We start from the raw sequence: 24,759 nt of genomic DNA, 5'->3' as shown, positions 1-24,759 counted from the left end.
GAAAAAATGTCTAACATGCAAACACGTTTTTTTAAAAGCCTGCTGAGTTTGGCCGCGATATTTTTTGTCGCCCGTCTCTGCGCGCAAGATCTTCGGGCAGACAATATGCTTCGTTTTCAAAGGCCCTCAGGCGGATGGTTTAAACAGTTTCGGGGAAAGGCTTTTAGCTACAACCAGGAGTTCTCAGCAACAGATAAAACGGATATAGCCTTTGAGGTTCTAGAAGGTGCGGCGACCATCGACAATAACGCCACAAACATGGAGATTAGGTATCTTGTAAAAATATACAAATCCATACCAAACCCCCTTTACCTTGCCTCTGCTGAAAGGGGCATACGTTATCTGTTAAAAGCCCAATACCCGAACGGGGGGTTTCCTCAGTATTATCCGGATCATGGCCTTTACCGTAACGAGATAACTTACAATGACAATGCGATGATCAACGCACTTAATCTTCTCATGGACGTCGCACTTGGCCGGAATGGCCTGGATGTGATCGACCGGAAATTAATAGATTCCTGCAGGAATGGTGTGGACAGAGGGATTAGATGCATCTTAAACACCCAGATCATTCAAAGCGGAAGATTAACGGGGTGGTGCCAGCAATATGACGAACGTACTTTGCAGCCAGCAAAAGCCCGTGCCTACGAACTGCCTTCGGTAAGCGGATCGGAAAGCGTTGGCATAATCCGATTTTTAATGGATCAACCTTATCCTACACAGGAAATGAAAGCCTCTGTTAAGGCAGCCGTCCAATGGTTGAACGATGTAAAAATCGTCGGCTATAAGGTGGTGAGTGTTCCGGCTCCCGGGACGGAGAAAGGAACAGATAAAAAAATGGCAGTTGATCCTACCTCGATTATGTGGGCAAGATATTATGAAATAGGAACGGACAGGCCTTTTTTTTGTAACCGGGATGGTATAAAAGTTTATACCTTACAGGAACTTTCTTACGAACGGCGCAACGGCTATGCCTGGTATGGGAATTGGCCTGAGCAATTGTTGGCAAAAGATTATCCCGATTGGCTCAGGAAATGGAATTGATTAGTATTAAATGCTATTAATGCACCTAGGAATATGAATAAACATAAAATCTTATTATTAACCTTACTATTGTCGGTTACATCTGTAAGAGCTCAAAACGCATATCTTGACCCCTTTAACCCCACAGACGTACGCGTTCGAGACCTGATTTCCAAACTTACACTTGAAGAGAAAGTTCACCAAATGATGGATGTAAGCCCATCGGTGCCACGCTTAAATTTGCCGAAATATAATTGGTGGAACGAGGCCCTACACGGTGTAGCACGCTCCGGTGTCGCTACAATTTTTCCTCAGGCTATCGCCCTTGGGGCAACTTTTGATCAGGATCTGGCGAAACGTGAATCGACGGCGATATCCGACGAAGCTCGTGCTATGTACAACGCAGCTATGGTTAACGGGTATAATGAGAAGTATGGAGGTTTAACTTTCTGGACACCCAATATAAACATTTTTCGTGATCCGCGTTGGGGACGTGGACAGGAAACTTACGGCGAAGATCCATTTTTAACTTCACAAATAGGTGTAGCCTTTATCCAGGGCTTACAAGGTGACGACCCGGAGCATTTAAAAGTAGCGGCCTGCGCCAAGCATTTTGCCGTACATAGTGGGCCGGAACGGTTACGCCACTCTTTCAATGCCATAGCATCACCAAAAGACTTACGAGAAACCTATCTACCGGCTTTTAAAGCATTAGTTAATGCCAGGGTTGAAGCAGTGATGTGCGCTTATAACCGTACCAATAGCGAGGTTTGCTGTGGCAGTAATTTATTGCTGGATCAGATTTTACGGGATGAATGGCATTTTACAGGGCATGTAGTATCGGATTGTGGTGCTATAGTGGATTTTTATATGGGGCATAAGGTGGTCCCTGGACAGCCGGAAGCTGTAGCGCTTGCTGTTAAACATGGTGTAGACCTCAACTGTGGCGATGAATACCCCGCATTGATTGAGGCCGTAAAACGCGGTTTGATTACTGAAAAGGAAATTGATAAGGCTTTGGCGACATTGCTTAAAACCCGCTTTAAATTAGGTCTATTTGACCCTAAACAAAACAGCCCTTACAACAATATCCCCGTAAGTGTGATCAATAGTACAGATCACCGTGCATTGGCGAAAGAAGTAGCTTTAAAATCTATTGTACTATTAAAAAACGAAAAGTGCCTGCCGTTGAAAAACAACTTATCTAAATACTACATTACCGGTCCGAATGCTGCTAGTGTAGATGCCTTAATGGGTAATTATTACGGTGTTAACCCACATATGAGTACTATTTTAGAAGGTATAGCAGGTGCTATTCAACCAGGTAGTCAGATGCAATACAAACCTGGCATTTTACTGGACAGAGATAATAATAATCCAATAGACTGGACTACCGGCGATGCTAAAGCATCCGATGTGACTTTTGTAGTGATGGGTATTACTGGTTTGCTGGAAGGCGAAGAAGGCGAAGCCATAGCATCGCCAAATTACGGAGACAGACTGGATTACAATTTGCCAAAAAACCAGATTGATTTTCTGCGTAAGATTAGAAAAGGGAACAAAAACAAAGTAGTAGCCATTATTACAGGCGGTAGTCCGATGAATCTCTCGGAAGTACACGAACTGGCTGACGCCGTTTTATTAGCCTGGTATCCAGGTGAAGAAGGAGGCAACGCTGTAGCGGATATCTTATTCGGTAAAGTATCCCCATCGGGCAGATTACCGGTAACTTTTCCAAAATCATTTGCGCAATTACCGCCTTACGAAGATTATTCGATGAAAGGGCGCACTTACCGTTACATGACAGCCGAACCGATGTACACCTTTGGTTATGGCTTAAGTTATTCAACTTATACTTATTCGTCGTTAACTTTATCTGAAAAACAGATTAAAAAGAATATGACAATTATCGCTGAAACCATGGTAACCAATACAGGAAAAATGGAAGGTGAAGAAGTTGTTCAGTTATACATCACGGTTCCCCAAACCGAGAAGAACCCTCAATACTCGTTAAAAGGTTTCAAAAGGGTTAATCTCAAAGCAGGCGAATCGAGAAAGGTACAATTTCAAATTACACCCGATTTAATGAAAAGCGTTGATGCTAACGGAAGTGAGGTATTGTTATCCGGCAGCTATGTGGTCAGAATAGGGGGGGCGTCGCCTTCAAAACGAAGTTTGTCTTTAGGTGCTGCAATCCCAACTCAAGGAAAGTTTATTGTCAGATAGATTCTTAATAAGAGATTATATTAGTCTTATATTTTGTACGGGGAATGATTTTAACACTTCAGACATTACTGTATACACCCCCACGCATAACGCTTAGCAGATGAATGAGCATTGAGGTAAACAGCTGTTAGCGTTATCCGTTTGGTTTTAACATAGTTCTGTGATGCTAAAAAATCTCACGCACATTAAGGCAAAGACTTTTGTGATACACTTATACGTAAAAACCTTATTTCAAAAGCGCCCTGACATAAATTTTATAATTATATTAGGTCTTTATTGCAACAGATTCGGTAAGGCTGTCAAAAGAACCGTCATGTAAATGGAAGAATTGGTCATGATATTATGATTATTACCATAGTAAGGCCGCGATACTACGAGCAGGAACAATCCGGAGATTGCATTATTAATTTATACCAAGGATAGTCTCCCGGTAATTTTCCTCAAAACAGAAAAAAAACCGGAATTTCATAATCTTTTTTGGAAAATTTCGGAGTCACTTACGAGTAAAAGCAAAATCCTTCGTAGCCTTCCTATAGTAGCATTAATAACGGTGCGATTTCAACGGTTTGATCTTTAATAAGACCCAACGGATACTTGAATTGAAAGTCATTTTTTGAACTGTGGTATTTTGCTTAAAAAGGCTTATATAAGTTCGGAGATGGCAACATCTGTCGTCTACCTGTATTGACTCACCATTGTCGGTTAGGTACGTATATCCTGCTGATTAAAGTCCTGATAACGTGATCAGTTATTAGTATAACATTAAAAAGTTAGCGGGCCAGGAGCCACAGATGAGTCTGAAAAAAACTTCTCTATCTGAAATAAATTTTAGCAACAGGGAAAGAAGGTACTTCAAGAAATAAACTCAAGACTTCCGCACCAATATCAGCGGATTATAGCTAACTTCGTAAAGTGAAGTATTTTGTCCTCTTATTATGCGTCTATATGACCATCCTTGCTCTGATGCCTTGCCGGGACAAAGAGGACAAAGAACCCCATTCTTCCATTACAAACTTGACTAAAGCCAAAACCTGCGGTAGCCATGCCAACCAGGAGTCTTGCCCGCCTTTTTGCACATGCAATTGCTGTTCTAGTGCAAGGTATCTCCGTTCAAATCCTTTGATAGTAGTTTTCGCCGAAGTATCGATCACTGATTATCCTGATTATGTCATACCCGCCATTCAGAATCAGCCGATCAAGATCTGGCAGCCTCCGCAGATCAGTTAATACGACATTCTTAGTTTTCGCCTGCATTTTTACCTTGCATGGCTTTTCCGTATCGTATTAATTTTTACATTTATGTTTGATCAAATTATCGCGTTCTCGATCAGGAACAAGGTAACTATCGGGATCATGACACTGGTGTTAGTGCTGGTGGGCATTTATTCTGCGTATAACCTACCGGTTGACGCGCAGCCCGATATTACCAATAACCAGGTACAGATCATTACACAGGCACCAAGCCTTGGTGCACAGGAAGTAGAGCAGTTTATTACTGCACCTATAGAACTATCCATGGCCAATATCGCCGGGATCATTGAAAAACGTTCCATATCCCGTTCGGGTATCTCTGTTATTACCATTGTTTTTAAAGACAACGTGGATATTTACTGGGCCAGGCAACAGGTCAATGCCCAGATAAAAGAAGCTGAAAATAGTATTCCAAAAGGATTAGGTGAACCCTCCCTGGCACCTATCACCACCGGACTTGGTGAAATATACCAGTATGTGATTCACGCTAAAAAGGGGTACGAAAATAAATATTCGGCTACCGACCTTCGGACGATCCAGGACTGGATCGTCCGAACCCAATTATCGGGAACAGTCGGGTTAGCCGAAGTCAGTGGCTGGGGCGGCTATGTCAAACAGTACGAGGTCGCTTTAGACAACGATAAGTTGAATTCCTTAGGCATTACCATACCACAGGTCTATGAAGCCCTCCAAAAAAACAATGAGAACACCGGCGGATCCTACATTGAGCAGCAACGCAATGCTTACTTTATTCGTGGTTTGGGGCAGGTGAAAAATCTGGACGACATCCGCCGGATCGTGGTGGCTAACACCAAAGGTTCACACATACTTGTCCGGGATATCGCAACCGTACAATTTGGCAGCGCGACCCGCTACGGTGCGGTTACCCGTAATGGCGAAGGCGAAGTAGTTGCCGGTGTAGCCCTGATGCTGAAGGGTGAGAACTTTGGCGATGTCATAAAGAACGTTAAGGCGCGTATGGTGCAGGTGCAAAAGTCATTGCCGGAGGGTGTGGTGATCGAGCCATTTATTGACCGTACAGAGTTGGTTGGCCGAGCAATAGGTACGGTTAAGCGAAATCTATTAGAAGGTGCTTTAATTGTGATATTTGTTTTGGTATTGCTATTAGGGAATTTAAGGGCCGGATTAGTAGTGGCCTCGGTTATTCCGCTGGCGATGCTATTCGCATTTTCCATGATGAAATTGTTCGGCGTCTCAGGTAACCTGATGAGTTTAGGTGCCATTGATTTCGGACTGATCGTGGATGGTGCCGTGATCATTGTCGAAAGTGTGGTCCATCATATCACTACAGGCAGCTATCGGCAAAAAGGTGTAGAGAAACTGACCTCCGAACAAATGGATGTCGAAGTGCGGGATAGCGCCAGCAAACTGATGAAGTCTGCCGCATTCGGACAGATCATTATTCTGATCGTTTATTTGCCTTTATTATCCTTAGTTGGCATTGAAGGCAAAATGTTCAGGCCAATGGCCGAAACCGTTGCCTTTGCGATTTTAGGTGCATTTATTCTTTCGTTGACCTATGTTCCCATGGCAAGTGCCTTATTTCTAAGTAAGCAAACTTCCCATAAACGCAATATATCAGACCGCATTATTGAATTTCTACAAAGGATATATCAGCGCGCATTGATAGCCGTGTTAAAAGTAAAGATCATTACAGTAACCATTGTCTTTATAGTATTTGGCCTGGCCATATGGGCATTCGGCCGCATGGGCGGTGAGTTCATTCCAACTTTGGAGGAAGGCGATCTGACGGTGGAAATATCTATGATACAGGGAACATCGCTTAGTGAAGTGGTCAAAACTTTTGGCAAAGCAGAAAAATTACTGAAAGACAAATTTCCGGAGATTAAACAGGCCGTTACCCGCATCGGTAGTTCCGAGATCCCGACCGACCCCATGCCCATGGAAAAGGGAGATATGATGCTGGCGATGAAGCCAAAAGATGACTGGAGATCAGCTGAAACCAAAGAGGAAATGATTGAAAAGATGGAAGAAACGCTGTCAGTTATCCCGGGTATTAACGTCGAGATATCCCAGCCAATGCAAATGCGTTTCAATGAGCTTATGACCGGTATCCGGCAAGACGTAGCTATCAAGATCTACGGTGATGACCTGGATGCTTTAGCCATTCAGGCTGAAAAGCTGGCCAAACTGATCGCACCGGTTAAAGGGGTAAGCGAACCCTACATCGAAAAAGTAAGCGGATTGCCGCAGATACGGGTAGCCTATAACCGGGATAAGATGGCACAGTATGGCCTGACTGTAAGCGATGTGAATATGATCCTAAAAACCGCGTTTGCCGGGAGTGTGACCGGAGTAGTGTTCGAGGGCGAGAAACGTTTTGATATGGTTGTTCGCCTGAACCGTGATCTGCGGGAGAATATATCAGGCGTAGAAAACCTGCTGGTGCCATTGACATCGGGTAATAAAGTACCATTAAGCCAGGTAGCAGATATTTCTTTTCAGGACGCGCCCGCGCAGGTATCCCGTGAAGATGGAAAAAGACGCATTTATGTCGGCTTCAACGTGCAGGGCCGTGACGTAGAGACCACGGTAAAAGAGATCCAGGCTAAACTGGCTACCACTCTGAAATTGCCTGCAGGTTATTACCTGACCTACGGCGGGCAGTTTCAAAACCTGCAAGCAGCAAAGGCGAGGTTAATGATCGCTGTACCGGCAGCGCTATTATTTATCCTGGTGCTGCTTTATGTGACCTTCCGTTCGGTGAAAGAAAGCCTGCTGATATTCACAGCTGTACCGCTGGCTTCCATGGGCGGGGTTGCCGCCTTATTACTACGCAGCATGCCGTTCAGCATTTCCGCGGGCGTTGGCTTTATTGCCTTGTTTGGCGTGGCCGTTTTAAATGGGATTGTTTGATCGGCTATTTCAACCAGTTGAAAGAAGAAGGAATGACTAATATCTACGACCGCGTTTTGGAAGGCACCAAGACAAGGTTGAGACCTGTCTTAATGACTGCTTCGGTCGCTTCTTTAGGTTTTCTGCCAATGGCTTTATCAGCCAGTGCAGGGGCAGAAGTTCAAAGGCCTTTAGCCACAGTTGTAATAGGCGGATTAATTAGCGCCACTTTTTTAACCCTATTTGTTTTACCATGCCTTTACCTGCTGTTCAATCGTCAAGAAGCTAAAAAGATCAAGGTGCCCAAAGCATTGGTCGCCCTTTTGGTTATTGCAGGGCTTAACGTTTTTCAGCCAAATACCGCGCGAGCACAGAACAACGAGCCATTAACTTTAGACAGCGCCATTAGTAAGGCTATAACAAACAACCTGAATATCCGCTCTGCGGGTTTGTCTGTAGCGCAGGCAAGGGCCTTACAAAGGTCGGGTACGGATATTCCCAAGACTGAAATCATGGTTACCCAAGACCCTACCAGTGGGGGGAACATGGATAATGCCATAGGCATTACGCAAACTATCGCCTGGCCCGGCTTATACAAGAATCAGCGCCGGCTGCTTAACCAGCAAACCTTGTTAGCTGAACGCTCAGATCATTTGATCCGTGCAGAGATCACTAGGCAGGTAAGAAGCGCCTGGTACGCCTATTTGCTGAACAGGGAAATGCTGCATGTTCTGAATTACCAGGACAGTGTTTATAAGGGTTTTGTAAAAAAGGCGGAGATCAGGTTTAAGACAGGTGAAACATCTAACCTCGAACTAATCAGCGCGAGGAATAAATACCAGGAAACGATCAACCTGAAAATAGGTGTTCAGGCGGATCTGGCGAGTAATGAATTGAGTTTACAGCAATTGCTCAATACATCAGGGCCAATTGTGATCGCAGAAAATAAGTTATCACTGATGCTTACTATACAAACCGATAGCATCAACGTTGCCAATAATCCGCAGGTGAATGTTGACCTGCAAAATATCGAGGTAGCGAACGCACGGATCGCGGTAGAAAGATCGAAAGGTTTACCGGACCTGACTTTAGGCTATAACCAACAATTTGTGATCGCCGCCTTTGATCCGGCGAATATCAACCGCGGGTATAGCCCCGGAACGCGTATTGCCGGGATTCAGGTGGGTGTCGCCCTGCCATTGTTCAATGGCGCTAACCGTGCAAGGGTAAAGGCTGAACGCTTGTCAGCTCAGGTCGCTCAAACCAATTATCAGCTAACGCAATCACAGATACTTTTGCAATACCAGCAGGAATGGCAGCAATATCTCAAGTTTAAACAGTCGGCCGACTATTATTTAGCGGGCGGACTTAAACAGGCGGATGAGCAACTTCGCATTGCGCAGGTGTCATTTAACCTGGGTGAGATCGGCTATGTTGAATACATCCAGAATATGTCAGCCGCCGTACAGGTCAAGGTGGCCTATATCGAAGCGTTAAGCCGCTTGAACCAGTCAGCTATCCAATTACAATTTATCAAAGGAGAATAACAGATGAACCATCATAAATATAAATACATCGCAATCGCCCTTTTTATAGGGGTCGCTTTTGCCTCTTGCTCGGCATAGCCGTCAATTTAAGTAGCTGTACTCATATATTGTTGATTTTCAGTTATTTAATTTTTAGGCGCGGTTTGCCCGCATGGGCAAACCTATGTATTTTTACTCTCATATTTTTCGTTTTTTAAGGCGGGGAGGTTTAGATGACCCCGCCTTTCTTATTTTTGTTTAACTATCTAAATATAGTATTTAAATATCTAATAATCAAATACTTATTACAATTTCTTCTATTTTTAACCTATGTTTTCTGTGCTCTTTTGAAAGGTGCTTTAAGTTTAATTTCTCCAACAGAGCTAACCACTTTGAGCATATCCCTAAAAGCTGCGCTCGCAATTCTTCTTTCGTAGAAGCGATTAGTCGATGCACCTTTAAAACACTAATTTGACCTATCTTACCGATAGCCATGCATATTTTCCAACTCAAAACTGCCCAGATCAACTTACTGTATAATATACTGGTTATACGATCCGAACTTCCTTTGGGGAACGTGTGTATCTTTAAAAACGACTTCCATGCTTTAAAAACCAATTCTATCTGCCATCGCAGGTGATATAACTTTTGGATCAATTCAGCGCTATATTTTTCGCTCACCAGGTTGGTAACAATAAAGTTAAACCCTGCCCGCTCTTTGAATCCCTTACTGGTGGTACTGCCTTTCTTTTTATTGTACTTTTCAGTATTGGCTATCCGCCTTGCCTTGAGCTCTTCACTTACCGGTTCTATTATTATCCTTACCGGCATCTTATCAGCTCCGATATATACCTGTTGATCAAATACGCCGGTTATGCCTTGTAGTTTCGACAACTCTAACTTTTGGTATTGGTCGTCCTTTAATAGATAAATCGTTGTTTTCGGACATAATTTATTAATAAAGAAAGCTTTGACTTTGTTAATATTGTTCATATAACTCAAGTGAGTGTAACCCAGATCTCTCATATATAATACCCCCGGCTGAATTGATGCCTTGTCCAGATGACTCTCACCCTGGTCATTTGCGTTGGCCGGAGTTACTTTGATATCGCTTTTACCACTTTTGATTTCAAATTCAAATTGTACAGATGCTCCCGCTTTCATCCCACTTCCTTTTGTTCCGGGGAATGTCTCTGCAATAACTTCCGGCAACGCGAAACGGGTAGAATCTTTGATACGGATCTCCAAGCCCTGTGTTTGCTCTTGCGGTAACTCAACTGCTATTAATTGCTCAAAAACGGCTTGTACAAACTTTGTCATATTGCTGTGATGTCTTTGATGCAATGCCTGCTTCGAAATATCAAGCCCATCCCTCCGCATTAACTGCATACTCATGCCGTTAAACGATTGATCTCCATCAAATAACGCCATATCCAATAGTTCCTTGCCTCCCACTTTTCGTTTGCGTTGTATAGCCTCTGTTTTACGGGCCAGGCCATCTAACACCGTTGGTTCAAATAGTTCCGAACTCATTCGCTCGAATAATGACTGCAATTTTGCAGTTCCGATTCTTGCTCTAAAAAAATTTTATCCCTTTTTTTTCTAAAGTTGACGGCTATGCTCTTGCTCGGGGGATGCAGGTACCGAAGCAAGTTCAGATACGGCAAAAGCCAAAACGGAAAAACCGGATGGCCTGGAACTTACACCGGAGCAGATGCAAACTGTTGGCATCGTGGTCGGCCCGGTCACGCAAAAGAATCTGGACTCGGTGATCAAAGCCAACGGGCAATTAGCTGTTCCGCCACAGAATAAAGCAGACGTCAGTATTCTTTCAGGCGGGATCATTGATCACATCAGCGTAATTGAAGGGCAGCAGGTCAAACGCGGACAGTTGCTGGCCACCATCAAGAACCAGGACCTGATCAGGATCCAACAGGATTATTTAGCGGCCAAAAATAATTTCACTTACGTCCAGGCTGAATATAGCCGGCAAAAGCAATTGCAGGAAGCAGGTGCCGGAACAGGAAAATCCTTTCAGTTATCAGAAGCTACTTACAATGCGGAACACTCCCGTCTTACCGCTTACGAAAGCCAGTTGAGTCAATTGGGCATATCACCTGGTAAAATTGCCAGCGGTCGTATCGTTTCTCAATTTCCGGTGCTGTCACCCATTGGTGGAACAGTGGGACAGATCACGGCCAATACCGGCGCGTTCGTCCAGCCTGGGACTTCCATTATGGAAGTGGTAGATAATTCTAAAATTCACTGCGATCTCACCGTATTTGAAAAAGACCTGATGCATGTTAAAGTAGGCCAGAAAGTAAGTTTCCAGCTGACCAACCAGGAAAATGAGCTCATTACCGGGACGATCAATGGGGTAAATAAATCTTTTGAGAATGAAAGCAAGGGGGTTACAGTACATGCGGTGATCAATAATAAGCAACAAAAGAACCTGATTCCCGGTATGTATGTTACCGCGCTGATCAGTACCGGCAGCAGGCTTATGCCAGCAGTGCCGGTGGACGCGGTAGTCAGGTCGGAAGGCAAACAGTTCATTTTTGCGGTCGTGCCGTCAGATGAGAAAAGCGGTACCGTGAAATTCAAAAAAGCTGAAGTCGCAACGGGTGTAACGGAACTGGGATTTGTGCAGATCAAACCGCTTCAAGATTTGCCTGCATCGGTAAAAGTGGCATTAAAAGGCGCATTTTATTTACAGTCTAAAGCTGCCGGTGGCGCAGAGGACAAATAATCATAATCACTATGAAAAAACAAACACCGGCTAAAGCGGCTGATAAAAAACAACCACGGGTTGATATCTCAACCGCCAGAGATAAAGAGGAAAAACATGATCTTCATGAGAATGAACCAGGTCATGACCATGAACACGGTGACCTATTCGGTAAAAATACGGAATTGATATTTGCCATTCTATCGGGAGTCTTTTTGGCTCTAGGTTTTGGACTTTCTTTTATCCATTCCCTGCCACCGCTAACCAGCACGATAGTATTCGGGATCGGCTACTTCTTTGGTGGATTCTTTACCACGAAGGAAGCTTATGAAGCCGTCAGTAAAGGACAGTTCGAGATCGACTTCCTAATGCTGGTTGCTGCTGTTGGCGCTGCATTCCTTGGCGAATGGGCAGAAGGCACATTACTGCTGTTCCTGTTCAGTTTCGGTCATTCCCTGGAGCATTATGCGATGGGAAAAGCGACCAGGTCCATCGCTGCCTTAGCAGACTTCGCACCTAAAACAGCGATCGTTCGCCGTGACGGAAAAGAAACAGAAGTGCCAATCGAAGAACTGGTGATCGGCGATATCATCATTATCAAACCGAACAGCAAGATCTCTGCGGATGGCGCAATAATTAAAGGGGAAAGCAGTGTGAACCAGGCACCGATAACCGGGGAAAGCGTACCGGTTGATAAGTCACCGGTAGCGGATCCAGACAAAGAACACGATGACAAAACCCTCAAAGCAGAAAATAAGGTATTCGCCGGAACGATCAACGGCAGCCAGGTATTGGAAGTGAAAGTAACCAAACTGGCGGCTGATTCTACCCTGTCGAGATTGGTTAAGCTGGTCAACGATACCGAGGCACAGAAATCGCCTACCCAATTATTTACGGATAAGCTTCAAATGATATATGTGCCGGTTGTACTGATCTTAGTGGTGCTTCTGCTATTTGCGTACCTGGTCATTGATGAACCTTTCAGCAAAAGTTTTTACAGGGCGATGGCGGTATTGGTGGCGGCAAGTCCCTGTGCCCTGGCTATTTCTACGCCTAGTGCGGTACTCAGTGCCATTGCGCGCGCCGCAAGAGGCGGCGTACTGATCAAAGGCGGCGGACCTTTGGAAGAACTCGGCGGATTAACAGCGATTGCTTTTGATAAGACAGGGACGCTAACCGAGGGCAAACCAGCTTTAACCGGTGTAGTCGCTTTAGCCAAATTTTCGGAAGATGAGGTTTTAGAGATCGCAATCGCCGTTGAAAAATTAAGCGATCACCCTTTGGCTGCCGCGATAGTTAAAGGCGGCCTGGAACGGTTGAAACAAAAAGATATTCCATCAGCAAAAAACCTTCAAGCAGTTACCGGGCATGGCGTTAAAGCCACGGTAGGCAGCAAAAAGGTTGTTATCGGTAATCGCAGCCTGTTTGACAAACTTTCTGAAGATATACACGCCCGGGTTGAAAAACTGGAGAAGGGAGGAAATACTACTATGCTGGTAGAACAGGAAGGCGAAATGATTGGCCTGATCTCTCTGATGGATGTTCCCCGCAAGGAAGCCAAAAGAACATTAAAGGAATTGAAAGACCTGGGTATCAAGCGCATGATCATGCTTACGGGTGATAACCAGCAGGTAGCGGAAGCTGTAGCCAAACAGATCGGGATAACTGATGCCATGGGTGGCTTATTACCCGAGCACAAAGTAAAAGCTGTGCAGGACCTGATCAAAAAAGAAAAGAAAGTAGCGATGATCGGTGACGGTGTAAATGACGCCCCCGCAATGGCTAAAAGTACCGTAGGCATAGCCATGGGTGCGGCAGGATCTGATGTGGCCCTGGAAACCGCGGATATAGCCTTAATGGCCGACAGGCTTGATCACCTGCCGTTTGCCATCGGGCTAAGCCGCCAGTCCCGCCGGATCATCAGGCAAAATCTGGTGATCAGTTTAGGGATGGTCGCTGTTCTTATACCTTTGACCATTTTGGGTATTTCCGGCATCGGCCCGGCGGTTATCGGCCATGAGGGGTCAACCCTGGTGGTTGTTTTTAATGGGTTACGTTTATTGATTTACCAGAATAATCGAAAATAGACATGAATCATAGATACGCGGATGGAATGCAAACGTTTTTAAGCCTGTAAATTATAGTCAAAAAGCTATTATTTCACTACAGGCAAAAATAGCTGAAACTTGCCGCTGCAGTGCAAAAGGCTCATCAGGTAGAGTAACCCGCCATAATATCGATCACCGATATTATGCGGTACCGGTAAATCCCAAAGTGCTTCTACGAATTCTTTGGATTTAGGGTGTTCGGAAGCCAAACTGGCGACAGCGTTCGTAGAGACCAACCCTGCAGGATGGCCCGCTCTGATCAGTTCGCCTTCTTTGGTGTAGACGCTTCCATAAGTTTGGATGCCCTGCCGGTAGAAAAATGCTTGTATCCTGTAACTTAGTTCTTTTTCACGAACATCCTTGTGCCACCAGTTCCAGTCAACGCTCCAATTCATAACTGTTCGCCAGGCATCATAAGCAAAGTGATCAGCATCTGGGTTATAACTGGTGTGAACAGGTTTACCGTCGAAGTCAGCATAATCACTTGACAAGCCGGTTGAAGGATTTGTTGTTTTTTGAAAATAAGCCCGGCTGGTATCAGCAGCAGCGGCCCAAAAGCTACGATCCGCTTTTGGGCCGCAAAGCGCCCATAACTCGTAGAAGGCAGGTAAATGATAAGAAGGGTCCGAAAATGCAGCGTTTTTAGTTTGGGGTACAAACAGGATCATTTTCTTTTCCTCATTGATCATGGTGTGTATTGGATGGTGCCGCATTTGGTTAAGGATCTTGTCAGCCCAAGCTTGGTAGTTGTAGATTCCCGTACCATTGCCCCAGCGCCCGGCGGCCATATATAAGGCCGTGACAATATATTCCTCACCATCGGGTGCCGGCCCTTCAGCGTTGCGGACACCGTTTTGTTGTACAGACCAGGCAAAATATCCTTCAGCGGGATGTCCCGGCTTTTCGATGTACATATGGGTCATCGAAAAGTTCCAAAGCGCATCGAATTCAGCCTTTTTGTTGAGCTGTAGTGTGATCATCAACCCATAAGACATACCTTCGCTCCGGACATCCTGATGCAGGACATCCAGTACATAAGCTAAGTTTCCAAGATGATTAACACCTGCTTCAAAGTAGATAGCCTGGCTTGAACGATCTCCATAAAAGAGCTGGTCAAATGCCTTGTTTATCTTAAAGCTTATTTCCCTGCCGGTATGCCCGTTAATTTTAAATAAATTGGTATAAACACCTTTAACAAAAGCCCCATTTCTTTTCAGGGAATGGGGCTTTTATTGCGCCGTGGCTTGGCTACCTAAGACGAACAGTAAGAAGATGAGGCAATAAGCTTTGTGCTTCATGAAGGAATTTTAGCGTTAAATTAATCAATCCCAGAACATCGAAATAAACTTAAGCAAATCAGTTACCTAAACGAAAGTCCTTAACGCTTTGCTGGTCCAGGCTGATGTCTTCGAAGTGGCTAACCGTGCCGTTATCGATTGGGCATTGTGCGCTGAAGCCTACCCATATTTTTGCCGGATAGTTATTTTTGTATAATCGCACCAGGTGCCAGGTTTTTTTGTCTGTTGAGTAATAGCTGGCTACGGTGCGGGTATCAGATGAGATCTTCATGTAAACGGAAAGATCGGTTACGACATCATGATTATTATCATCGGAGGTTCCGATCGTGCGGACAGAGACGATCCGGTGATTGCCTCGCTCATCCTGCTCAAAGCATAGTTTTTGCCAGAAATTGTCATGAACATAAATATATAGTACCCCCGCATTGTATAAGCCCTTCTCAGTAAATCCGGGAGCTACTTTGGAGATGAAAGTAAATGCCTTCGTATTGTCCACTTCCGATAGTAGTATTGGGGCGGTGTTGTTAGAAAGCTTATCGTCATTCGGGTCGCAGAAGTAATCTTTTTTTGCGCCGACGCTGAAAGTGACCTTGCCGTTCGCGTCAACTTTGGTCAGGCTGTCGGCATTATTGACCGATTTGGTAAAGTGTACCCCGGAAATTGTTTTGTCGCAGGGGGTGCCTTTGACTTGCGCTGAATCCTTTTTAGCACTGGTTTCCGCCGTCGCTGTTTCGGTAGACGGTGACTTTTTTTGTTCGCAGCTGGAAATCGTTATCATAAGGCTCATTAAAATAATGGATGGCAAAAGAGATTTCATACAATACGCTTTAAGTAATATCAAAGAATAGGTTAATTTTGACAAGCAAATGTAACGGCTTTTCAAGCTTTTGCAATGGTTATAATTAGCCATTTTTTTGAGGTCATCTATGAACAACCTATCCTCTTATGCCGAGCTCTGTTCCCAAATGCTGGATCAAACATTTGCGGCTCCCCCGCAAGAGGGGGCTTTACTGGCGCAATACCAGCAAATGGTCAAAGCTTATGTACATGTAGAGAATAGCGTAGCTGTTCTTTCTGACCTGAAAGCAGACTGCAGCTATATTTATGCCGGAAACTTCGGCTTGTTTTGGGGGTTGCCATCAAACGACTTTGTGATCGATTCCGCTTTTGAAGAGCTGATCTTTAATAAGATCCATCCGGATGACTTAATGGAGCGGCATGTTTTCGAACTGCGTTATTTTCAGTTTCAAAAAGAACTGCCGATCGATGAACGTGTAAAATACAGCACGATCAGCCGACTCAGGGCAAAAGACCCGCAGGGCAAATATGTTTTTATTACGCACCGGACCATTTATCAGAAGAGTTTTTCGGATGGCAGTATCTGGCTGGCTACCTGTATTTACTCACCATCGGCAGATCAGCAACCACATCCGGGTATAGCAGGGAAAATTATCAATAACGAAACCGGTGACATCGTTAGCAGCGATATCTACCGGGACTACGACAAAAGCCTGCTTAGCAGGCGGGAACTTGAACTGCTTACACTTGTTGCACGGGGCCTGATCAGTAAAACAATTGCAGACAATCTGCATATCTCAATAAATACGGTCCATCGCCACCGGCAAAACATCATCAGGAAAATGAAAGTGGTGAATATCACGGAAGCGGTAAAAACGGCTTTCCTGATGGGGATAATCAGCTAAGCGGAAGGCATCAGACCTTATAGGCATAACGGCACATCTTGATTAATTAGCCATAAAAACGCCTAATTGACATTCTGTTCATCCGAAGGCAAATAGAAACTACCGCGTGCCGCGGCCTAATTCACTTTCTAATTCGATCTTTCCGCCATTGGCTTCCGAGAATTCCTTGCATAACATCAGGCCAATGCTATTCCCCTTTTCTTGGGCAGTGCCTTCCTGGCTTTGATTATTCCTTTCAAAAATAAGCTGCTGTGCGCCCTTTGCAATGCCCACGCCATTATCTTGCACATGGATCGCATTAAATCCGGCTGGCTGGTTCAAGCTGGCCGAGAACCTGATTTCGCCACCACGTTGAGTGTATTTGATCGCATTAGCCAGTAAATTCCGGATAATAAAATCTACCTGCGTACTGTCCCCAAAGATGCTTATCTCATTAGGCGTTTCATCAGTTACCTTGATCATCTTCTGCAAGGCAGGGTTCTTGTAAAGTTCGACATTTTTCAAGATCATTTCTTTGGCATTAAAAACAGAACGGTTGTATTTGGTTCCTTTTAACTGTGATTTTCCCCAGATCAGGAGTTTATCCAGGATCTCTAGGGTAGCTTTACTCTGATCTTTTAACTGGGGTATCAAAGCGATAAAGTCTTCAGCGGATAAATCGTTTTCCTCCGCTGCTTCCATCAAATTCACGATGGTCGCGATAGGTGACCGGAGGTCGTGGCCGATAATAGAAAAAAGCTTGTTCTTGAATTCATTCTGCTAATCGAGCGCTTCCTTTTGCTGCCTTAAAATGTCTTTACGTTTCAACAGTTGCCGGTTTAAATTACGCATCTTCAGGTAAAACATAATTAAGGTTAACGTAATGAATACCAAGGTCACTCCAGCGGCCAGTATAACATTTCGGTGATTGCGCATCTGCTGGTTGTTTATCTCAGACCGCTGCAACTTTATCGTTGCATTGGCCAGGTCATAGTAAGATTGCAAGCCTGCGATATCTTTGGCTTTTTTCAAGGTAAAGAGGCTATCCTGTAACTTGATCTTCCTTTCCAGCGTATATTCAGCTTCCTTATACTTTCCTTGTTGTTTATAGAGATCGACCATCCCTTGATAAACTTCCATCATCAGGTAACGTTGGTTGATCTCCCGGCTGATCCTAAGGACCTGGTTCAACAAAAGCCTGCTGCTGTCCGGCTTGTCCCTGCTTAATACCGAAGCCAGGCTGATCAGCGTGTTAATTTCGTACTCCTTCAAGTGACGTTCCCGGATCAGTACCAGTGCTTCGCTTTCCAGCCTGGCCGCGGCTTTAAAATTCCCTAACTTTTCATAAGCGGCCCCCGCATTGTCCCTGGCTGCCTCGAAAGTCTTTAAAGCCGTTAAAAATTGCTTTGTTGCCTCGGGGTAGTCTCCCTGTTTGATCGCCCAGGCCCCGAGTCCGTTATGGACCGAGGCGATATCCTTTTTTCGCCCGGTTTGCTCAAACAAGATCATGGCAGTACCGAATTTTTGCTTCGCTGCGTCCATCTTTCCCTCGTTGAGGTCCAGCTCCGCTAAAAAACGGCTGAATGCAGCTTTACCGTAAACAAAATTTAATTTTTCAGAAAGTTGCAATCCCTGGCGTGCGTAAATCCCTGCTGAATCCGGTTTAATATTCCTGTAATATTCCGTAATGGATTGGATAATTAGCGCTTTAATGGTGTCTGCCGGTGCTTTTTTCAGCTTTACCAATAATGAAGGAAGCTTGTTTTGCGCCATCATTTGAAAGCTGCCGAAAAGGCACAGTAGCAGAAGTATTTTTGTTTTCATATCACGTTTTGTATACGTGCGAAACTTTCCGAATATAACTAAACGAAACAATTATCATAACGCTTATTTTGGCAGCAGGGGGAACCTCCTCAATATAAGAATAATTAATTTGGAATGAATCTAAATAGCGATACTGCGGAAACTATTTGCAATTAGCTTTACCTTTGCGTCAATGTCCAAACGGTTTGCCGCCATGTTGCTCCTTGTAACGCTGATTAGTTCCAACTTCTCAGTGTTTATGGTATATGCCGGATTTCAAATGAACCAGAAGTACATTGCCGAAACGCTTTGTGTCAACCGATCCCGTCCCTGGATGCACTGTAATGGTAAGTGCTATTTCATGAAGAAGATCCACCAGGCCGAAGAAAGCGAAAAAAAGCAGGAAGCAAAAGACAACTTGAACCGCCTGGAAGTTTCCTTTTTTCAAGAGCCATTTCAGTTTTCATCTGTTGCTCCCACTATTTTAGAAACGGTAAAAAGTAGTTTTCCCGCTTATACTTATCAATACAGCAGCCGCGATATTGAAACCATCTTCAGACCGCCCAAGCAGCAGATCGCTTAACCTCCATCTATTTTAATGTATCGTTACGAACAGTTTTGAACTGTCTCTGCGATTCGACTATTTATTTGGCTTTCGGCAATGCCTGCATTTTATGCTGTGCATGTCCCTATGCTATTACAGTGATCTGATGAAATTTTTATATACTTTTTTAATCTTATTATTTACTTTACCCGCCATTGGGCAAACCATTAAAGGCAACATAATATCCTCTGATGGAGAGCCTTTAAGCAATATCAGCGTTAAACTGGAAGGAACCAGTAACGGCACCCGAACCGAAGAGAACGGAGATTTTGTATTGCGTAATATCAAACCGGGCACTTATACCCTAATTGCTTCAGGCATCGGCTACACCGCCAGCAAACAAAACCTGATCGTAATTTCCGGGAAGAATAATTTTCTAACCCTTGAACTGAACAAGGCCACGCAGCAGCTTTCGGAAGTTGTTATCGGTAGCCGCAAGAACCGCCAGCGGGATAAGGCCAGCAGCATTACTTCAAAGTTGCCCTTGAGCAATATTGAGAATCCGCAGGTCATCAATACCGTCTCAAATCAGGTCATCACCGAGCAGGCTGCTACCGACCTGAACAGCATCGTCAAAAACATTCCCGGTGTGGTGAAAGGCTGGTCATCGGTATCAGCATATTATACGAGCCGTGGGTTTAATACCCGTAATTATATCCGTAACGGGGTGGCAGGCTACGTAACCGCCGATATGGACATGGCCAACGTCGAGCAATTGGTTGCCGTAAAAGGCCCATCAGGGACTTTATTCGGTAGTACTTTGGTTTCTTTTGGTGGCTTACTCAACCGCATTACTAAAAAGCCTTTTGATACGACCCATGTGGAGATCGGCTACCAGGCAGGCAGCTATGACCTGAACCGTTTTACAGCCGATATCAATACGCCGCTGAACAAGGACAAAACGGTCTTATTACGCGTAAACGCTGCCCAGCATTACGAGGGTAGTTTCCAGGATGCAGGATTTATCCGCAGCACCTTTATCGCACCAAGCCTTTTTTATAAAGCCAGCGACCGCCTGAGCTTTTCGCTCGACGCGGAGTTTTATAACCGTGAGAGCACTTCTTTACCGCAGATCACACCAGTCGGCCCGATCCAGGCAGGTTCAACTAAAACATGGGCCAGTAACCCGTCACAATTGCCTTTGGAATACAAGCGTTCTTATGGCAATAACAGCGTAACGCTGAAAGATCCGAACCGCAGCATCTACGGACAGGTGAATTATAAAATCAGTGACCAGTGGACTTCTCAAACTAACCTGATCCGTACCAGCGCGGAGAACACAGACAACTACTTAACTTTTACGCTGCTGAAAGGTGACAGTTCCTTAGTGCGCAATGTGTCCAATTATCCGACCAGCTTGTTTACCATCAGCCAGGTTCAGCAAAACTTTATCGGCGATTTTAGTATCGGCAAGGTTCGTAACCGCCTGGTCGTTGGTTTAGAGTTCTATCAGAATGCATCCGCCTTTTCATCCAATGCCCTGAATGGCAGAGCTGGCCGGAAAGCGTTTGACACGTTAAGCATCAAGCATGCGATGCCGAATTATGAACTGATCAGCCCGGCAAGTATTGCTAATAAACTGAACGGCCTTGCCGCAACGTATTCCTCATCAAAACTGAATACCTACGCGGCCTATGCTTCGGATGTAGTAAATATTACTGACCGCTTATCGGCTATGCTTAGTCTAAGGGTTGACCGTTTCAATAATAGCGGAACAACCAATATAACGACTAACGTAACCACCGGCAATTATGACCAGATGGCTTTCGCGCCGAAGTTTGGCTTAGTTTACCAAGTCGTGAAAGACCGGGTATCCCTGTTTGGAAACTACAATAACGGATTTCAGAATGTGGCACCGACAACCCAGCCGGACGGAACCATTTCAACGTTCAAACCGCAGTATGCAAATCAGCTCGAAGGCGGTATCAAAGCGGAACTGGCGCATGACCTGTTAAGTGCTACCGTCAGCTATTACAGCATCAAGGTAGAAAACACGTTAAGGCCGGACGTAACCCGCCCGACCTTTACCGTACAGGAAGGTTCGCAATTCAGCAAAGGCGTGGAAATAGACCTGTATTCAAGGCCCATAACGGGCTTATTGATCAATGCAGGGTTTGCTTACAACGACAGCCAGTTAACTTCTGCCGATGGTACGGTGAATGGGTTACGTCCCGTTAATTCAGGGCCGGATAAAACGGTTAACTTTTACGCCAGTTACAGCCTACCGTTCTCAGACCTGCAAGGTTTGGGTGTTGGCTTTGGCGGTAACTATGCCAGCCGTAACCTGATCGTCAATAACACCACCAACGGGCAATTTTACCTGAACAGCTATACGCTGCTTAACAGCGCCGTGTTTTATAACCGTCCGCGCTACCGTTTTGGCCTTAATGTAGATAACCTGGCGAACAAGCAATTCTACAACGGCGGCTTCGGTACGATCACGCCGGGTATGCTGCGCAGGTATATCGCCACTTTAACCCTTAAATTTTAATTAACCCATGAAAAAGATATGCTTATTGAGCCTGTTCATCAGCCTCTCGCTGATCGTTAATGCACAGATGACTACTCCAACCTTTACCAAAAGATTGAATGTGGCGGTATTTGTTTACCCCGGCGTTGGGTTGGGCGACCTGCAAGGGCCGGTAGATATTTTTACCAAAGCCAATGGTATTACCAAAGGACAATACCATGTTTACACGGTTGCCCTTAAAGCAGGTGTGGTAACTACTCAGGGCGGCACACTGAAATTCACACCCGATTATACGGCAACTGATATGCCCAAACCGGATATTTTGGTGATCCCCGGCGGTACGGTCGGATTAGCGGATTCCATGCGGCACGATCAGCAGGTCATTGGATTTATTCAGCAATACCGCGATAAAGTAGATGTACTCATGTCTATCTGTACAGCGGCTTACTTTGTAGGGCAAACCGGCGCATTTGATGGTCACAAAGTGACTACCCATTTTTTCCAGGCCGATGACTTGCAGCTACAATTCCCTAAATCAACCGTTATCAGGGATGTGCGCTTTGTGGATGAAGGCAAATTGGTTACCGCATCTGGCGTAACCTCCGGAATTGATGCATCGCTGCACCTGGTCGCCCGCTTTAGCGGTGAACGTGTCGAAAAAATGGTCGAAGGCGCGATCCAATATACCATGCACGAACAGGATAAATGGCCCGAAGCATTGGGCGGAATGAAATTCGACCGCGCCAGGCGTGAAAAAATGGGATTGCTCAGGCCGGTAAACAACTAACCTTATTTCAAATCATGAAAACAACTTTAAAACTACTTACGATCATATTAAGCTTCTTTACTGTCACTTCATTTGCACAATCAGCAAAAGTACAGGGTGTTGTTACAACCACCAGCGGAGAAGCCATTGTTAAAACAACGGTTAAATTATTGAATACCAATTATGGCGATATAACAGACAACCAGGGTAGATATAGCATCAACAATTTAGCGGGTGGAAATTATACCATCAGTATTTCAGCAGTAGGGTATGCTTCGCAATTAAAATCCTTTGAACTGAAAAAAGGGCAAGTGCTGACCCTCGATTTTAGGCTGACTGAAAGCAGCAGTCAATTAAATGAGGTGACAGTATCCTCAGAAAAGCGCCAGGAGGCTATCCAGAAAATACCGGCCGCGATCACTTCTTTAGATGCCAAACAGATCAAGGAGTACCGTTTATGGGATATTACGAACCTGACGGCAATCGCACCGAATTTATTTGTGGTGGAGCACGGTAACAGCACCAGTTCCAATTTCTTCAACATTCGCGGAGTGATGGGCTTTTCCAATGAGCAGGCCGTCGCTACTTATGTGGATGGTGTTTACCAGTTTGATTATTTTTCTGCCCCGCCCTTGTTCAACGATGTACAAAGCATCGAGATCCTGCGCGGGCCGCAGGGAACCTTATATGGTCGTAACGCCTATGGGGGGGGTGGTGAACATCACCACTAAGCAACCTGGCAACACGCCGTCCGGTTATGCAGAAATGACTTTCGGTAATTACGGACAGCAGCGTTATACGGTCAGCCTTTCAGAACCTCTAATAAAAGATAAACTGTTTGCCAGCGGTTCATTTACCTATAACCACCGTGGCTCAATTTACTATAATGAATTCACCAAAAGCGGTTTCGACCGCAGAGAGGATTACTCCGGTAACTTTAATTTACGCTATCTGCCATCAGCCCAATGGTCGCTCGCGCTAAACGTGAAAACCGAGAATGACAATGACAAAGGTAGTTTTCCCTGGGTAGGATCAATTGATGATGTCTTTTCCAAACCTTACCAGGTGAACACCAACAATACTAATGTAGAACGCCGGAACAACTTCAACACCTCGCTGGCCGCCAATTACTATGGCAAGGATTTTAACTTTACTTCCGTATCATCCTATATCAACTGGCATGAATATTACGAAGGAAGAGGCGTAGATTATGATTTCAGTCCTTTAGACGCTTTGAGTACCGCCCCTGATCAGCGCCAACATATCTTCGCACAGGAGATCCGTCTTTCTTCACCGTCCGCAAGTGCAAGCAAGTTAAAATGGGTAGCCGGGGCTTATGGGTTTACGCAAAATCTGCACATGATCACGCCGACATTTTATGGACCGGATTACGTGCAATTTGACCCGACTTCCGGTGCGCCATTTACCACCATCGGCAACAGTCACGGCAACAATAAAGGCTATGCATTCTTCGGGCAGGCTACCTATTCGCTAACTAAACAATTAGACTTCACCGCAGGCATACGTTACGATCACGAAAATCGTGGACTTAGCCAATATACCGATTATCAGAAAGATCCTGCCCCTGCAACCTTGTTAACCCCGAACGCAGATTACAGGGCTAGCTTTAACGCGGTCACCCCCAAATTCGTGTTGAGCTATAAGATACAGGATAACATGCTGCTTTACGGTTCGTATGCAAGGGGCTTCCGTGCAGGAGGATTAAATACCAATGCGACCGATCCTGCGCAAGTGCCTTACCAGCCGGAACATTCGGATAATTACGAGATCGGCTGGAAAAACATGCTGTTTAACAACAAGCTGAAATTCAATCTGACCGCATTTTATCTCGAACAGCATAACCAGCAGATCAGTACCGCCATGGACGGTATTAACGCCTTGATCCTGAATGTTGGTGAAATGCACAATAAAGGTTTGGAACTGGAAGTAACGGCCCTGCCCGTAAAAGGCCTGCAAATTGACTGGAACGCCAGCTATTCCCATGCACGTTATGCTTCGCTGTTGTTGTATAGCGCAGAGGCCAAGGCTGTAGTGAATTACAAAGGCGACCAGCCTATTAATACACCGCCAGTCAGTTCCATGCTGGCTGCCCAATACACGTATGATCTTGCGGGTAGCAAACAGAAATTAGCCGCATTCGTCCGGGGTGAATATCGTTATTTAGACAAGTACTACTTTGATTTTGTGAATGGCTTAAGCCAGCCAGCTTATAGTTTGTTCAACGCTAAAGCAGGTATCAGCAGTAAGAACTTTGAACTGAACTTCTGGGCGCGGAATATTACTGATAAAAAGTACGTCGCTTACGGCTCATTCGGTACTTTCCTTTTGGGAAGCCCGAAAACTTACGGAACGACTTTAATAGCGAAATTTTAAATA

At 45.0% G+C, this 24,759-nt stretch carries 16 protein-coding genes and 1 pseudogene; 12 read left to right on the top strand and 5 right to left on the bottom strand.

Translation table 11 applies throughout. From position 1 onward, the window contains the following. The first annotated feature begins 15 nt into the window (after window positions 1-15). From pelA to MUCPA_RS39690, 4 genes and pseudogenes are all read left to right on the top strand, one after another. Window positions 16-1,044, top strand: a complete 1,029-nt coding sequence (pelA, locus tag MUCPA_RS16410) for a pectate lyase (protein WP_040627566.1) — start codon at window positions 16-18, stop codon at window positions 1,042-1,044. A gap of 33 nt (window positions 1,045-1,077) precedes the next feature. Continuing rightward, window positions 1,078-3,249 carry a glycoside hydrolase family 3 C-terminal domain-containing protein gene (locus tag MUCPA_RS16405; RefSeq protein WP_008507884.1) on the top strand — a complete coding sequence of 724 codons (2,172 nt, stop codon included), beginning with the start codon at window positions 1,078-1,080 and terminating at the stop codon, window positions 3,247-3,249. A gap of 1,299 nt (window positions 3,250-4,548) precedes the next feature. After that, window positions 4,549-8,234, top strand: a pseudogene (locus MUCPA_RS16400) (CusA/CzcA family heavy metal efflux RND transporter); the annotation flags it as partial. Window positions 8,235-8,336: 102 nt separating this feature from the next. Then, entirely contained in the window at window positions 8,337-8,924 is a 588-nt protein-coding gene (locus MUCPA_RS39690) for a TolC family protein (protein WP_316928941.1), read from the top strand. Between the two features lie 273 nt (window positions 8,925-9,197). On the opposite strand, the gene MUCPA_RS16395 is transcribed toward MUCPA_RS39690, so the two are convergent. After that, the gene (locus tag MUCPA_RS16395) at window positions 9,198-10,436 is read right to left on the bottom strand and encodes an IS4 family transposase (RefSeq protein WP_008503844.1); all 1,239 of its coding nucleotides are present in this window, start codon (window positions 10,434-10,436) and stop codon (window positions 9,198-9,200) included. Between the two features lie 181 nt (window positions 10,437-10,617). On the opposite strand from MUCPA_RS16395, the gene MUCPA_RS16390 reads away from it, so the two are divergent. Together MUCPA_RS16390 and MUCPA_RS16385 are read left to right on the top strand one after the other, a co-directional pair. Next, entirely contained in the window at window positions 10,618-11,652 is a 1,035-nt protein-coding gene (locus MUCPA_RS16390) for an efflux RND transporter periplasmic adaptor subunit (RefSeq protein WP_083839349.1), read from the top strand. An 11-nt stretch (window positions 11,653-11,663) separates the two neighbouring features. Further along, window positions 11,664-13,718 carry a heavy metal translocating P-type ATPase gene (locus tag MUCPA_RS16385; RefSeq protein WP_008507881.1) on the top strand — a complete coding sequence of 685 codons (2,055 nt, stop codon included), beginning with the start codon at window positions 11,664-11,666 and terminating at the stop codon, window positions 13,716-13,718. A 68-nt stretch (window positions 13,719-13,786) separates the two neighbouring features. Here the strand turns inward: MUCPA_RS16385 and MUCPA_RS16380 are convergent, their stop codons facing one another. Then, window positions 13,787-14,761, bottom strand: coding sequence for a glycosyl hydrolase family 8 (locus MUCPA_RS16380; protein ID WP_262493009.1), 975 nt, complete (start codon window positions 14,759-14,761; stop codon window positions 13,787-13,789). Between the two features lie 334 nt (window positions 14,762-15,095). Next, window positions 15,096-15,815: a DUF1349 domain-containing protein gene (locus MUCPA_RS16375; protein WP_008507879.1), complete on the bottom strand. Its 720-nt coding sequence runs from the start codon at window positions 15,813-15,815 to the stop codon at window positions 15,096-15,098. A 148-nt stretch (window positions 15,816-15,963) separates the two neighbouring features. On the opposite strand from MUCPA_RS16375, the gene MUCPA_RS16370 reads away from it, so the two are divergent. After that, complete coding sequence (locus MUCPA_RS16370; protein WP_008507877.1) at window positions 15,964-16,740, top strand: response regulator transcription factor; 777 nt, start codon at window positions 15,964-15,966, stop codon at window positions 16,738-16,740. A gap of 99 nt (window positions 16,741-16,839) precedes the next feature. Here MUCPA_RS16370 and MUCPA_RS16365 read toward each other — a convergent pair whose 3' ends face one another. Together MUCPA_RS16365 and MUCPA_RS36180 are read right to left on the bottom strand one after the other, a co-directional pair. Then, the gene (locus tag MUCPA_RS16365) at window positions 16,840-17,421 is read right to left on the bottom strand and encodes a sensor histidine kinase (RefSeq protein ID WP_121196771.1); all 582 of its coding nucleotides are present in this window, start codon (window positions 17,419-17,421) and stop codon (window positions 16,840-16,842) included. Between the two features lie 78 nt (window positions 17,422-17,499). Then, window positions 17,500-18,543: a tetratricopeptide repeat protein gene (locus MUCPA_RS36180; RefSeq protein WP_050982122.1), complete on the bottom strand. Its 1,044-nt coding sequence runs from the start codon at window positions 18,541-18,543 to the stop codon at window positions 17,500-17,502. A gap of 172 nt (window positions 18,544-18,715) precedes the next feature. Here MUCPA_RS36180 and MUCPA_RS36175 point away from each other — a divergent pair, with 172 nt between their 5' ends. The 5 genes from MUCPA_RS36175 to MUCPA_RS16340 all read left to right on the top strand — a co-directional run bounded on the left by MUCPA_RS36175 (window position 18,716) and on the right by MUCPA_RS16340 (window position 24,756). Then, window positions 18,716-19,105, top strand: coding sequence for a hypothetical protein (locus tag MUCPA_RS36175; protein ID WP_050982121.1), 390 nt, complete (start codon window positions 18,716-18,718; stop codon window positions 19,103-19,105). Window positions 19,106-19,232: 127 nt separating this feature from the next. Next, window positions 19,233-21,617, top strand: coding sequence for a TonB-dependent receptor (locus MUCPA_RS16355; RefSeq protein WP_040626049.1), 2,385 nt, complete (start codon window positions 19,233-19,235; stop codon window positions 21,615-21,617). 7 nt (window positions 21,618-21,624) lie between these two features. Continuing rightward, entirely contained in the window at window positions 21,625-22,383 is a 759-nt protein-coding gene (locus MUCPA_RS16350; RefSeq protein WP_008507872.1) for a DJ-1/PfpI family protein, read from the top strand. Window positions 22,384-22,397: 14 nt separating this feature from the next. Then, entirely contained in the window at window positions 22,398-23,093 is a 696-nt protein-coding gene (locus MUCPA_RS38900) for a carboxypeptidase-like regulatory domain-containing protein (RefSeq protein WP_040626047.1), read from the top strand. Further along, entirely contained in the window at window positions 23,050-24,756 is a 1,707-nt protein-coding gene (locus MUCPA_RS16340; RefSeq protein WP_233276876.1) for a TonB-dependent receptor, read from the top strand. The genes MUCPA_RS38900 and MUCPA_RS16340 overlap by 44 nt, the downstream gene beginning before the upstream one ends. Window positions 24,757-24,759: the final 3 nt, after the last annotated feature.

Origin of the sequence: Mucilaginibacter paludis DSM 18603, assembly GCF_000166195.2 — a bacterium.
Classification (GTDB): Bacteria; Bacteroidota; Bacteroidia; order Sphingobacteriales; family Sphingobacteriaceae; genus Mucilaginibacter; species Mucilaginibacter paludis.
The sequence above is the reverse complement of the archived record's forward strand: the minus strand, read 5'-3'. Positions and strand labels throughout refer to the sequence as shown.

Bases quoted from the DNA above. Each gene is read 5' to 3' on its own strand.
- pelA (WP_040627566.1), top strand. From the start codon at position 16: ATGCAAACACGTTTTTTTAAAAGCCTGCTGAGTTTGGCCGCGATATTT.
- MUCPA_RS16405 (WP_008507884.1), top strand. From the start codon at position 1,078: ATGAATAAACATAAAATCTTATTATTAACCTTACTATTGTCGGTTACA.
- MUCPA_RS39690 (WP_316928941.1), top strand. From the start codon at position 8,337: ATGCTTACTATACAAACCGATAGCATCAACGTTGCCAATAATCCGCAG.
- MUCPA_RS16395 (WP_008503844.1), bottom strand. From the start codon at position 10,436: ATGAGTTCGGAACTATTTGAACCAACGGTGTTAGATGGCCTGGCCCGT.
- MUCPA_RS16390 (WP_083839349.1), top strand. From the start codon at position 10,618: ATGCAAACTGTTGGCATCGTGGTCGGCCCGGTCACGCAAAAGAATCTG.
- MUCPA_RS16385 (WP_008507881.1), top strand. From the start codon at position 11,664: ATGAAAAAACAAACACCGGCTAAAGCGGCTGATAAAAAACAACCACGG.
- MUCPA_RS16375 (WP_008507879.1), bottom strand. From the start codon at position 15,815: ATGATAACGATTTCCAGCTGCGAACAAAAAAAGTCACCGTCTACCGAA.
- MUCPA_RS16370 (WP_008507877.1), top strand. From the start codon at position 15,964: ATGAACAACCTATCCTCTTATGCCGAGCTCTGTTCCCAAATGCTGGAT.
- MUCPA_RS16365 (WP_121196771.1), bottom strand. From the start codon at position 17,421: ATGGAAGCAGCGGAGGAAAACGATTTATCCGCTGAAGACTTTATCGCT.
- MUCPA_RS36180 (WP_050982122.1), bottom strand. From the start codon at position 18,543: ATGAAAACAAAAATACTTCTGCTACTGTGCCTTTTCGGCAGCTTTCAA.
- MUCPA_RS36175 (WP_050982121.1), top strand. From the start codon at position 18,716: ATGTCCAAACGGTTTGCCGCCATGTTGCTCCTTGTAACGCTGATTAGT.
- MUCPA_RS16355 (WP_040626049.1), top strand. From the start codon at position 19,233: ATGAAATTTTTATATACTTTTTTAATCTTATTATTTACTTTACCCGCC.
- MUCPA_RS16350 (WP_008507872.1), top strand. From the start codon at position 21,625: ATGAAAAAGATATGCTTATTGAGCCTGTTCATCAGCCTCTCGCTGATC.
- MUCPA_RS38900 (WP_040626047.1), top strand. From the start codon at position 22,398: ATGAAAACAACTTTAAAACTACTTACGATCATATTAAGCTTCTTTACT.
- MUCPA_RS16340 (WP_233276876.1), top strand. From the start codon at position 23,050: ATGGTCGTAACGCCTATGGGGGGGGTGGTGAACATCACCACTAAGCAA.